Source organism: Nocardia seriolae NBRC 15557 (genome assembly GCF_007990715.1).
Taxonomy (GTDB): Bacteria; Actinomycetota; Actinomycetes; order Mycobacteriales; family Mycobacteriaceae; genus Nocardia; species Nocardia seriolae.
The window spans coordinates 1-10,659 of sequence record NZ_BJWY01000186.1 but is presented as its reverse complement, the minus strand read 5'-3'; the positions used below and the strand labels follow the sequence as shown (position 1 = coordinate 10,659).

Below are 10,659 nucleotides of genomic sequence, written 5' to 3'. Positions count from 1 at the left end.
GATATTCAGTTGTGTCTGGAGTGGTCAGCGGAACAGGGTCAACTGGTTCTGGTGGGCTCTCCGATCACAGTCCTCCCGGTAGAGCTTCGCGAGCTGCTTCACCTTGTTCATCGATAGATCGAAGTCCACGGCGATCGCGGCCCAGCTGGCCCCATGGTCGTACTGTTCCTGGATCTCCCGCCCGAGCCGCAGCTGTGTCCGCTGACTCATTGGTTTGGCGGTTTTGGCCATGATCGGACACCTCAGTTTCCGTAGGCGTCTTCTCGCTGGCACTCGCCGTCCTGGATCTCGCACCCCGCCTCTGCGCAGCCATCGCACAGCGTCAGCGTGCCGACTGTTCCGACCACGGTGTCGAAGCAGTCCCGGCAGCCGCACCACTGGTATCCCGAGCCGCGCACGGCCGGTCCTCCCGCGGGTTGGCCGTCACCAGTCGTGGGGTCCTCGTCGACATCCCACGGTTCGTAGTGACCACACTCGTAGCAGTGCATGAGGTACTCGAACGGTGCATCCGCCGGGCGAGCCGGAATCTTCACCATCGGTTGGCCGCAGCACTTTTCGTCGAGGTACTCGATCATGCCGAGACCTCCGAACGGGCGGACAACATTGTCCACCGGGCCTGGATCGCCGACACGATGTGCTCGTCTGCGACATCGATGTCACCGACGATCACCCCGACCTCACGCAGGTACTCCAGCGCGGTCCCGATCACCGCCGACAGCGCCGTCCGGTCGATGACCTGAATCTCAGCCGTCGCGGTCGGCACTGTCCTGGAAGTGGTGGCCCAGTCGCGAGGCAAGATCCCACCGCGGCGCAGCCACCGATCGAGGTCGGTCACCGATTCGGTCAGGCAGAACAGCAAACCGTTGACCTTGGTGTAGCGGTCGGGCGCGTATTCGCGAAGCTCCACATACCCGTGAACGAGTCTGCGGATCTCACGCAACGTGATGTTGGGGTCCATCACGCCCTCCCCGCGGTGGAGTGCGCCCACTCCCATTCCTTGGGCAGGAAGCCGCCTTGCGACAGCCACTGATCCAACCCATCGAAATGGCCAGTGAGTTCAATCAGGATGTCGACCACGTCCCGCAGGTCGTGAACGTCCCACACCTGAATCTCGCTGTACCGCTTGACCAGTGACCTGATCTCGGACAGAGCGGCATTCGGGTCCATCACGCCCTCCCAGTGACTGGCAGCTGCGGGCAGAGGTCGTGCTGCTGCTGGAGCGCTCCGAGGTCCCATTGCAAGCACTGCACCTGATCGAGCAGTTCCTTGCACTGGTCCTTGAGATCGTCACGCTCCTTGATCAGCTCGGCCACATCCACGGCGCTGACACCACCGTTGAGAACCGAAACCCGTTCGGCCGCAGCGGTACTGCTGCCGTGGTCGGATTCGGGAATCCACTCGCCGTCCGGCGTGTAGTGCCCGACCGTCCACAGCCGCGGTTCGGTGCGCAGGTAGAGGTATCCGCTCATCGCGGCCCCTCCTGCCCATCGGCGGCGTTGCCGATCATCACGGCGTCGCTGATCGCGGCGTCGAGAATGTCACGCAGGCTGACCGCCTGCCACAACGCCAACTCCAACGCCGGACCGTCACCGGTGTGCGCGTCTCGAAATCCGAAGATCACGAGATCGTTGTCGCGTTCGTAATGTGCCGAGAACATCAGGCACACCGGAACCCGAAGCAACGCACCGCGGCCGCCGCGACCGTGCAATCGGTGCAACAGATTGCGGATCATCGCGACACCTCCTCACCATTGGCAGTGGTGGAGAAGTCATCGAATCGGTGCCGACCGGTCCTGACAGCCCCGCGCTGCTCGGCTTCGAGCAACACCTCCGAGATCACGGTCAGCACGCGGCTGGCGAGATCACCGGGAAGGTCGGCGATCATGGAACCATGCGCCTGGCCATGGATATAGGCCAAATGCATGCTGCCGTCGTCCTTCATCGTGGCCGCCATGGCCGCGATTTCCTTGGTGCAGCGGGCCTTGTATGCCGCGTCCATCACGCCACCACCTTCTGCTGAAGGTCCGAAACGTCCTCGGCAGGAACGAATTCCATTGCCGAGAGCCACACTCCGGAACCAGAGCTGACAGCCTGGGCGAGCGCACCGGTCTGCAGCGCCTCGCGCAGCTTCTCGAAGAGTTCCTCCGCGATCGGCAACTCCATGAACAGGTGACCGGAGCCAACCGACACCACGATCACGTCGGTGGCGTTGGAATAGCGGACCTCGAGCTCCTCGTCGCTGTAGGCGCTCCTGGACGAGACCTGCATCCATACCTTGAGGCTCATCGCGACGCCTCCCCCGACTCGGAGATGCCGAGGGCTTCCCGCGGGGACGGATAACCGTTCTCGCGGGCTTCGCTCACCCATTCCGGCACGGTCCCGGTTCCGTCGCCTTTGACGGTCCCGAGGCCAACGACGCCGTTGTCGTCGCCGGTCCGGTAAGCCACCGCACCACCGCGGGCCATGACATGGACGATGGCTTCGTCCAGCATTTGCCGCAGGGCTCGTGCTTCCTCGAGATTCAGATGCGCCTTCACCCCATCGGAAATCTCGGCCCGCCAGCGAATCTCGATATCCCCGAGACTTGAGTCCTCCTCCAGGGGCCGCACCGTCGGCAACGGCATCTGATGCCAGTGCAGTTGCATGTGGCCATGACCGCTGCGGTGTTCGACGGCGGTCGAGCCTTCGGTGATGATGTAGGACATGATCAGATTCCCTTCTGGATGAAGTGGTGAATGGTGTTGTGGCACAAGGGGTTGCTCATCAGAACGGCCCCTGTGCCCAGTCCGGCGGCACCAAGTCGCCGTCGAAATCGCCGCGACGCGTCACGCGGGCCACGAGGAATTTCACGGTGTCGGCGAGCAGTTCGGCTTCCGCAAAGTCGAGAAACACCCGGACCCCCGATTCAGCCGCGGCCATCCAAGCGACTTCGATGCGCGGCCCGACCTCGGTGGACTCAAAGATCACCTTGGTTTCGGCACCATGCCAGCGGACGATGATCGCTGCGTGGCCTTCATTGGTTCCGGTTCGGCTTTCCATGCACGCCATCAGAACGGCACCCCCTCGGACTCGTCTTCCGGCGCGGCCGCGGCATACGGGTCATCGCTGACACCGTGGCCACGCCCGCCCGAACCGGTAGAAGACTGACCGCTGTTCTTGCGGGCCTTGTTCCGGATCGGCCGCGCCACGTGGTACTTCAGTGACGCTCCTACCTCGTCGGCCACCACTTCCATGACCTGGCGCTTGACGCCGTCGCGGTCGGTGTATTCGCGTTGCTGCAACTTGCCGACCACGATGACCCGATCTCCCTTGGACAGGGAATCGCTGACGTTCTGCCCGGCCTCGCGCCACTGGGTGCAGCGCATGAACACCGGGTTGCCGTCCTTCCACTGCTTGGACTTCGAATCGAAGACCCGCGGGGTGGAAGCGACCGTGAAATTGACCACCGCGTCACCCGTGTCGTTCATGAAACGGATGGTCGGGTCGGCGGTCAGGTTGCCGATGATGGTGAGAGTCGTCTCTCCAGACATTTCAGATTCTCCTGAAAGTTGTTGAAATAATTCGGTTTCCGAGACATTGGCTCGGTGAGGTTGTCCAAGCCTCATAGGTGTGATGCCAAGGCATCACGGGCGTTCAGCTGTCGTATTGACTGCTCCTTTCTGTGTTGTTGTTGAAAAATCCATGGGGCACAGTCATTTCGGGTCACGCCTCGGCCTGCATCTGCGCGGCCTCGGCCTCGGGCTTGGCCGACGCCTCGTTCCACGCCTCGGCGATTCGCTCGGCCGCGGTCCGCTGCTCCCCGCTCGGCTGCTCGGACTCGGCCTCAGCCTGTGCGGCAGGGCCGCCCGGCGCTGCGGCTTCGGCCTGCTGGGCTGCGCCGCCGCCCTGGTGGCTTTCGGCCTGCTGTTGGGCCTGCTGGCGGGCCTTGTGGCCGTTGCGGGCCGGACCGTGGCCGTTGGTGGCCTCGGCGTTCGCGGTCTGTTGCGGGATCAGCTTGTTGATGCGCTCTTCGAGGGCGTCCAGGCGTCCGGCGAGATCGTCGAACCGGCGCGTGTTCTCCTGCCGCAGTTTCGTGATCTCCGCATTCACCGGTTCGGCGGTCGCCGTCGTCGTCTGGGTGAGCCGTTCGCGATGCTCGGCCACCTTCTGTTCACTGGCCGCCGCCGTATACCGAGCCTGCACTGCGGCTTTCCCGCTGACGGGTTCGAACACGTTGCGCGCTAGCGGTTTTTCCGGCTCGCTGTCGACGGCATCGATGGCCTGGATGACTTGGCCGCGTTGTTCTGCGGTGAGCACGGTGTCGTGGATGGTGTGCTCGATGCTGGCGCGCAGCCCGGCCAGGTAGGCAGTCGCCTTGGCCTGTTCCTCGGGGGAAGTGCCGGCCACGGCGCGGGCCTTGGCGGCGGCCGATTCGCGTTGGTAGTCCTCGGTGCGGGCCTGATACCACGCCCGGGTGTTGGTGATCTCGTGGTTCAGCGTCTTCTGGGCGTCGCGCAGCTCGGTGACGAATTGCTTGTAGTCGGTGCGGGACAGGCGAATCGATCCATCGGCGCTGGCGTGCTGAATGCGCTGCAACAGTTGCATGATCAGCGCGAAGACTTGCGGCCAATTGCGGGCGGCTTCGTCCACCTCGTTACCGGACATGGGATTTCATTCCTTTCACTGGAATTTCTGGATCAGGCCGTGGCCGCGTCGACGACGGCGCGATCACGGGTGCGAGCGATACGCCAGGCCCGCCAGCGAGCGCGGACTGGGCGGGAACGAGCGAAGTAGAAGCGCGAGGTGGCCTGGAATCCGGCGGTGCCGAGATCGCGGACGGTATGCGCGGAGATGCTCCAGTCCGGGCGGCCCAGGCTGATCCACACGCCGTACCCAACCCAGCCCGCCAGCCACACCAGCACCGGGACCACGGCCGCCTCGGGTGCCCCCGACGCTGCGGTCACCCACATCAGCACGCCCGCGATCACGATCGCGACCATGAAGGCGCGGGCTCCGAGAATTCGGCGGCGGACTCGCACAGTCCATTTCGGGCGGACGAGTTCGGCGAGTTTGATGCCGGAGGACTCCATGAGCATTTGCAGCTCGCCGTCCCAATCGATGCCCTTGCCGTTGTTGTTGGTGCTCATGCCGGAACTCCTTCGTGGTTGTCGTGGTGATTGGTGTCGATGCCGGTCAGCCACTCCGCGGGAAGCGCGCTCCCGGCTTCCGCCAGATCTGAGGTGTCCGCCCGGGTGTCCTCGCCGGTGTCCGCGTGGCCACCGGTGGCCGGATCGGTGTCCGCCCCGGGGGACACGTAGCGGCGGACAGTGCGCTTGCTGACTCCGAGTTCGGCGGCGATGCGGCCATGACTCCAGTTCTGGGCGTGTAACTCCCGCGCTCGCTGGCGACGGGTGTCCGCCTCGTTGTCCTCGGTGCTGTCCACCCCGTTGACCGTGGTGTCCGCCTGTCCGGACACCAGCGCCACACCGTGGGGAGCCGGGAGGACAGGTTCGCCGATCGCTTCGATTTGAGTCGCCAGGGGAATCTCTCGCACCGCAAGGGATTCCGGGCGTACTCGGTGCGCGCTCGATTCGGCTTGGACCTTCGGGGCGTCTGTCTCGGAGGGGGTGAGCGACAGCAGTGCGAACCCGCACACCACCATCAACCCGTCGAGCGTCAGCGGCCCGAACTCAGCGGCCGGATGTCCGTATCCCCAGGCCAACAGCACATCTCGGACGTGGCTGTAGGAGATCACCGCCGACCCGAGTGCCACCGTGCCCGCCCCGCCGAACCGCGCCAGCGCCCACAGCCCGCCACGTCGCCATGCCACACGTGCCAGGACTTCGATGCTGAGCAGCAGCCCGAGCGGCCAGACTGCGGACCCGATGCGGGCCGCGATCACCAGCGCCAGCCCCGACGGCATGTGGACAGTGGGCAGATAGGTGTGCAGGACATTGGTGGCCACCGAGGTCAGCGACCCGAAGACGAATCCGGCCTGGGCCACTCGGTGGCCGCGGGGCTTGTCGGTGTGTTTGGTCATCGTGTCCGCCCCCTGTCCGCCCCGTTGTCCGGGGTGTCCTCGGTGGTGTCCGCCCGCCTGTCCGGGGCGGTCACGCGGTCCGCGCTGGCCTGTCCGAGGTGACCATCACCGGGGCGACGGTGGCCGGTCCGGGTGGCCACGTAGGCGGCCATCGGGCGCAGGTAATCGGTCATGCGACCTCACCGCCCTCACCATCGCCACCGAAATCGGCGCGGCGGGCACGCCCGGAATCCAGATCCCGCACCGCGCGCAGCGGAACCCGCGGCTGCGTGGTGGCCCAGCGCTCCGGGAACGGGTCGGCCGGAAGTTCGGTGATCTCGTCCAACTCGACTGGGACCACGTGCCCCCATTGGGCTTTGAGCGCGTGCACCCACACCACGTCTCCGCGTTTGAATTCGGCGAGCCGGTTCGGGTCGATGAAGAAGGTTTCCCGGTTGCCCAGGGTGCCTTCGTCGCCGACCTTGCCGCCCTTGGAATGCCGCGAGTTCTCGGTAACCGGACGCGTCCCGAAAACCTCCGAGACCTTGCCCGCGCCTTCGAGATTCATCAGCAGAGCACCCGAGGGGCATGCCTCCATCAGACGGCGGCGCTCATCCTGGGTCTGCCCGAGCCCGTATTGGTTCTGGGCGGAGAAGATCCCGATCACGCCCATGCCCAAAAGCCGTTCGGCGATGGTGAATTGGTTGATGCCGCCGGTCTTGTCCGACACCGCCGACATCTCATCGATGATCAAAATGATCTGCCGGTCATGATCACTGCACGCGAACTGCGAGATCAGCGTCGTGATCGCCGCGACCTGCGCACGGGCATACTCCCCGCGGACAGTGCCGGGCACGGTGGCATAGATGACATCGAAGGAATCCAGGGGCCGACCGCCGTCGAAGCCCTCGCCGATCGCGTTGAAGATGTTGCGGAACTTGCCCGCCACATCCCCGATCGCGGGCGGCTTGTTCTGCTGAAGATCTGCGATCTCCGCCAGAATCGCCGGGTTGCCTGCATACGCCTTGGTCAGCCAGTCCACGGTGAGCCGCTGCAGGAAATCGTCTCGACTCTTGGACTTCCCGCCCGGGGCCTTCGTCGCCAACTGCACCACTCGGATGCGGTTCTGCTTGAAGTGCTCCGCGCCCGCGTCAGTGGCCTGCACCGGGTTGATCATCGATTCGAGGGTCGCGGTCTGGTCGTCCTCGTCCATGTCCCAGATGTCGAACCGGCTCGTGATAGGCCACAACGCAATCCGCGAAGGCTGGACCCCAAGGCGGTGTGCGATCTTGACCACCTGGCGGCCCGTCGCCAACCCGGCCTTGCCGCCCTTGCAATCCAGATTGATCAGCAGCGGACGTTTCTCCCCGGTACGCACGTAGCGGTGCCAGTACGCCTCGTACAGGGCGGTGCCGAGCCGGACCTGCATGGTGGTCTTGCCCGCCATCTGCGACTTGCCCAGCACGATCATGTGCCCGAGGTTCTCGATCGGAATCTCCAACTTCGCCGACCGCTTCGACACCAGCTGCGTGATCGTGGTCGGCTGCGTCGCGTCGGTCTTCTCCGACAACGGCCCCAACACCACACGGTTCTTCAACCACCCCGTGGTCAGCGGCGCACCGTACTTCGCAGCCCGGCGCGCGGCCGCGGCCTGCCCGTGCTGCTGGCGACGCAATAGTCGCCGGGTCTTCCACGGCGCGTCCACACCTTCGGTGCCCAGCCGGGACAGGAACCGCGATCGATACACCGCGGCGGCACCCCATGCCAGCGGCAGGCAGCCCGCGGTCATCGCCACCATGGCCCCGGACCCGGGACCCGAGTGCGCGAACACCTGGGTGCCCTGCCACCACAGCGCTGGGGCGGCAAACCAGGAATTCGCGACGGCCATGGCCCCGAGCGGCAGGACCAGTGCACCGAGGGCGTAGTTACGAACCTGGCGGGCATCCCAGCGCCGCCAGTGCGCTACCCACACCATTGCCACCGCCAGGCCGACCAGGAAACCGAGTCCGAGTAGCAGCGTGCCCAGCCAGGCCAGCACATCGGTCACGCTGGAGATGTGCAGCTGCCAGTTCGGGGCATGCCACCCATTGGGCAAGGTGGAGTTCTCAAACTTGTCTGGCGAAGGTGTTTGCGGCGCAACCGAATTCACCACGACATCGGATGTCGGAGGCGGTTCGGGCACCGGGGCGACCGAGGGCGGCGCGACGGGCGTGGTGCCGCAGTCCTGCGGGGTGATCAACGGGACACATTCGGTCATGACTGTCCCTCCTCACCGGAGGACTGCGGCCGATCGAGAAGGGCCTCCAGCGTGGTGCGGATCTCGTCGGCGGGTAGCGCCCAGAGGTTGAGCGGCTTGGCTTTTTCCCAGTTCGCCGGTCCCGTGCGGAACAGGTCCAGCCGCGCGGGGTTGATGGAAATGTTCATGTCAGCGCACCCCCTTGCGCGCCAAAGTGGCATCGAGGTCATGGATTTCGAAGTTCGGAAGGTGATCGAGATTGCGTTGGTGCGCGATCCGGGTGGAGACGCCCTTCACGGCCTTGCGAACGCTGTCCCCGCGGACGAAGTACAGAACGCCGGCCAAGTCGTTGCGCTCGGCGATGTCCAAGGCGGCGGTCATGGTGCGCTGGAGGCGGCCGTCGCCGAACTTGCGCGACAGTTCCACCTCGATCGCCCACACCTTGTCCGGGTCGGTGAAGTCCCGGAACCAGGCATCGTGAATGTGGCCCTCGGGGCGTCCGGTGTCGGTCTTGAGCCAGCGCCGCAACAGCCGCTCACTCGTCCACGCCGCCGGATCGGTCTCCAACCCGGTCAGCGCCAGCCGCAATTCCGTGACCGCGGTCAGATGCGCCGCCGTCGACGGCTTCGGCCGCCAGTCCCCCGGATCAAATTCCAGGTAACCCCAGTTGATTTCACGGGTCAGCGCCAGCCACAGCGGGCCATGCGGGACGGTCCCCGCCTCGTCGAATATCGACGAGTTCCGCCACGGTCCCGGCGACCCGTAGTCGACCCGAGCCACTTCTGCGTGCCCGAGCTTCTTCAACCGTGATGCGAACCGGTAGGCATCCCGCGGCCGCTTGCCGATGGCCTTGATCAGCGTGTCGAACGACAGCCCGTACTGCTGCGCGGTGAACTCCGAGAGCCGGGTCTCCCACGCCTGCAACCGAATCTCCGGGTCAGTCATGGCTCACCGCCTCGCGCGGGCAGTCCTTCGGCCACACCGCCACCTGCTGCGTCCCCGGCGCGGGGCACGTCACCACAGTGGTCGGCGACGCCTCCCGAGTACCGAACAGCAGCACACCCAGATACAGGCCCGACACGAACACCAGAGCCAGCACGAACAACACCGCCGCCGCCATCGGGGAAACCCGCACGGCCGCCCGGTCACGGTCGCGGTAACCGAACATCAAGTAGTCGTTCATCGCCGACCACCCCGCCGACGGCGGTCGAACGGACCCCGGTAGGTCCAGACGATGCCTACGAGACCAAGCAAAAGGATCACGACCAAGAGCAGGATGGCCACCTGGGGCACGAAGATCCCGATCGCCAGAACGGCTGCGAGCAGCAAAAACGAGCCCCGGATCATGCCGCACCGTCCACGGGGGCAATCGGCAGCGGACCGGAAGACAACCGTGTTGCCGCCGGGACTCGGCGGACCAACCCCAAGAGTTCATCGCGATCAATCCGGAGGTGGTTGCTGCCCGCAACCGTGTATCCGGTTAACCACCCCTTGGAAATCCAGCGCCGCAGTGTCTTTGGGTGGTAGTGGACAAGCTCTCCCCCTTCGGAGAGAGGTATCAACACCACCTTTGTCTTCACAGCGCCTGCGCGCTTCCTGGAACTAACCATCCCTCTCGCTCCCTTCGTTGCGTGTCGAGCGAAAACCGCTCGTGTACAAGGACACTCGCGAACATGGGGAGAGCGGCAGGCCAGATCTGGGGGGTATCGGGGCACAAGGGGGGCACACGGCTCGTGCTTGTGTGCCCCCCTTGTCTGGCAAACGGCTAGTAGCCGTCACTGGCCCCCGTACCCGTTGATGAGCGCGATTCCGGAGGAGCAACCGGTAACCTGATGAAATGCCGACCGCGACGCACTTGGACCCCAACACGGCGCATGGCGTGATGGTCGCCGCTTGCCAGCAACTTGGAATTGATCCCGATGCAAGCCAACTGATCCGAATCGGAGAGAACGCGTTATTTCGCCTCAACGCCGAATCTGTTATTGTGCGAATAGGCCGATCCATTAATGAGAGCAAGAAGGAGGTTGCCGTCTCTGTTTGGCTTGCAGAGAATGGTATCTCCGGTACTGAATTAGCCTATCCGGAAGTTGACATTCTGATCATCGATAGCTTTCCGGTGACATTTTGGAAACTAATCGACGAGAGCCCGGTTAAGCCGACCGCATCAGAACTTGGCTGCATAATCCGAAGGCTGCACACACTTCCGCAACCGGCATTGTTTACATTGCCGCATTTTACTGCCATGCCAAAGATTGATGGTCGACTCGCAAAACTCCGTGATAAGTTCAACTTGGCCGACATTGAGTTTATTTACGACCGCAAAACAAAGATAGAAAAGCAGCTTGGCCAGATAGACTCTGCTTTGGGGTGGGGGCCAATACATGGGGATGCCCACATCGGCAATCTTATGCGTGATGCTAGTGTCC

Annotated in this window: 20 protein-coding genes; 1 reads left to right on the top strand and 19 read right to left on the bottom strand. The window is 64.4% G+C overall.

Annotated elements, in window-relative coordinates; translation table 11 throughout:
- Positions 1 to 24: 24 nt before the first annotated feature.
- From NS2_RS33760 to NS2_RS33680, 19 genes are all read right to left on the bottom strand, one after another.
- Positions 25 to 231 carry a hypothetical protein gene (locus NS2_RS33760; RefSeq protein ID WP_143837622.1) on the bottom strand — a complete coding sequence of 69 codons (207 nt, stop codon included), beginning with the start codon at positions 229 to 231 and terminating at the stop codon, positions 25 to 27.
- Positions 232 to 242: 11 nt separating this feature from the next.
- Positions 243 to 575 carry a hypothetical protein gene (locus NS2_RS33755; RefSeq protein WP_033091359.1) on the bottom strand — a complete coding sequence of 111 codons (333 nt, stop codon included), beginning with the start codon at positions 573 to 575 and terminating at the stop codon, positions 243 to 245.
- Positions 572 to 958 carry a hypothetical protein gene (locus NS2_RS33750; RefSeq protein ID WP_143161466.1) on the bottom strand — a complete coding sequence of 129 codons (387 nt, stop codon included), beginning with the start codon at positions 956 to 958 and terminating at the stop codon, positions 572 to 574. Before NS2_RS33750 ends, NS2_RS33755 begins: the two co-directional genes overlap by 4 nt.
- Positions 958 to 1,167 (bottom strand): hypothetical protein, encoded by a 210-nt coding sequence (locus NS2_RS33745; RefSeq protein ID WP_033091361.1) that lies wholly within the window; start codon positions 1,165 to 1,167, stop codon positions 958 to 960. The genes NS2_RS33750 and NS2_RS33745 overlap by 1 nt, the downstream gene beginning before the upstream one ends.
- Positions 1,167 to 1,469 carry a hypothetical protein gene (locus NS2_RS33740; RefSeq protein ID WP_033091362.1) on the bottom strand — a complete coding sequence of 101 codons (303 nt, stop codon included), beginning with the start codon at positions 1,467 to 1,469 and terminating at the stop codon, positions 1,167 to 1,169. Before NS2_RS33740 ends, NS2_RS33745 begins: the two co-directional genes overlap by 1 nt.
- The gene (locus tag NS2_RS33735) at positions 1,466 to 1,732 is read right to left on the bottom strand and encodes a hypothetical protein (protein WP_033091363.1); all 267 of its coding nucleotides are present in this window, start codon (positions 1,730 to 1,732) and stop codon (positions 1,466 to 1,468) included. The genes NS2_RS33740 and NS2_RS33735 overlap by 4 nt, the downstream gene beginning before the upstream one ends.
- Entirely contained in the window at positions 1,729 to 2,001 is a 273-nt protein-coding gene (locus NS2_RS33730) for a hypothetical protein (protein ID WP_143161467.1), read from the bottom strand. The genes NS2_RS33735 and NS2_RS33730 overlap by 4 nt, the downstream gene beginning before the upstream one ends.
- Positions 1,998 to 2,285 carry a hypothetical protein gene (locus NS2_RS33725; protein ID WP_033091365.1) on the bottom strand — a complete coding sequence of 96 codons (288 nt, stop codon included), beginning with the start codon at positions 2,283 to 2,285 and terminating at the stop codon, positions 1,998 to 2,000. The genes NS2_RS33730 and NS2_RS33725 overlap by 4 nt, the downstream gene beginning before the upstream one ends.
- Positions 2,282 to 2,704: a hypothetical protein gene (locus NS2_RS33720; RefSeq protein ID WP_033091366.1), complete on the bottom strand. Its 423-nt coding sequence runs from the start codon at positions 2,702 to 2,704 to the stop codon at positions 2,282 to 2,284. The genes NS2_RS33725 and NS2_RS33720 overlap by 4 nt, the downstream gene beginning before the upstream one ends.
- 58 nt (positions 2,705 to 2,762) lie before the next feature.
- Entirely contained in the window at positions 2,763 to 3,038 is a 276-nt protein-coding gene (locus NS2_RS33715; RefSeq protein WP_071344671.1) for a hypothetical protein, read from the bottom strand.
- Between the two features lie 8 nt (positions 3,039 to 3,046).
- Positions 3,047 to 3,529 (bottom strand): single-stranded DNA-binding protein, encoded by a 483-nt coding sequence (gene ssb, locus NS2_RS33710; protein WP_033091368.1) that lies wholly within the window; start codon positions 3,527 to 3,529, stop codon positions 3,047 to 3,049.
- Positions 3,530 to 3,701: 172 nt separating this feature from the next.
- Positions 3,702 to 4,643, bottom strand: coding sequence for a hypothetical protein (locus NS2_RS33705; protein ID WP_033091369.1), 942 nt, complete (start codon positions 4,641 to 4,643; stop codon positions 3,702 to 3,704).
- Positions 4,644 to 4,675: 32 nt separating this feature from the next.
- Positions 4,676 to 5,125, bottom strand: coding sequence for a hypothetical protein (locus NS2_RS33700; protein ID WP_033091370.1), 450 nt, complete (start codon positions 5,123 to 5,125; stop codon positions 4,676 to 4,678).
- Positions 5,122 to 6,018, bottom strand: a complete 897-nt coding sequence (locus NS2_RS33695) for a DUF2637 domain-containing protein (RefSeq protein ID WP_036545799.1) — start codon at positions 6,016 to 6,018, stop codon at positions 5,122 to 5,124. Before NS2_RS33695 ends, NS2_RS33700 begins: the two co-directional genes overlap by 4 nt.
- Positions 6,015 to 6,191, bottom strand: coding sequence for a hypothetical protein (locus tag NS2_RS36510; RefSeq protein ID WP_155240011.1), 177 nt, complete (start codon positions 6,189 to 6,191; stop codon positions 6,015 to 6,017). The genes NS2_RS33695 and NS2_RS36510 overlap by 4 nt, the downstream gene beginning before the upstream one ends.
- A complete protein-coding gene (locus NS2_RS33690; RefSeq protein WP_033091372.1) occupies positions 6,188 to 8,254 on the bottom strand; it encodes a hypothetical protein in 2,067 nt (688 codons plus the stop codon). The genes NS2_RS36510 and NS2_RS33690 overlap by 4 nt, the downstream gene beginning before the upstream one ends.
- On the bottom strand, positions 8,251 to 8,421 hold the full coding sequence (locus NS2_RS36505; RefSeq protein ID WP_155240012.1) for a hypothetical protein: 171 nt from the start codon (positions 8,419 to 8,421) through the stop codon (positions 8,251 to 8,253). Before NS2_RS36505 ends, NS2_RS33690 begins: the two co-directional genes overlap by 4 nt.
- 1 nt (position 8,422) lies before the next feature.
- Positions 8,423 to 9,178, bottom strand: a complete 756-nt coding sequence (locus NS2_RS33685; RefSeq protein WP_106852489.1) for a hypothetical protein — start codon at positions 9,176 to 9,178, stop codon at positions 8,423 to 8,425.
- Positions 9,171 to 9,416, bottom strand: a complete 246-nt coding sequence (locus tag NS2_RS33680) for a hypothetical protein (RefSeq protein ID WP_033091374.1) — start codon at positions 9,414 to 9,416, stop codon at positions 9,171 to 9,173. Before NS2_RS33680 ends, NS2_RS33685 begins: the two co-directional genes overlap by 8 nt.
- A gap of 654 nt (positions 9,417 to 10,070) precedes the next feature.
- Here NS2_RS33680 and NS2_RS33675 point away from each other — a divergent pair.
- The coding region (locus tag NS2_RS33675) for an aminoglycoside phosphotransferase/kinase family protein (RefSeq protein WP_222594901.1) at positions 10,071 to 10,659 on the top strand (589 nt) is incomplete at its 3' end.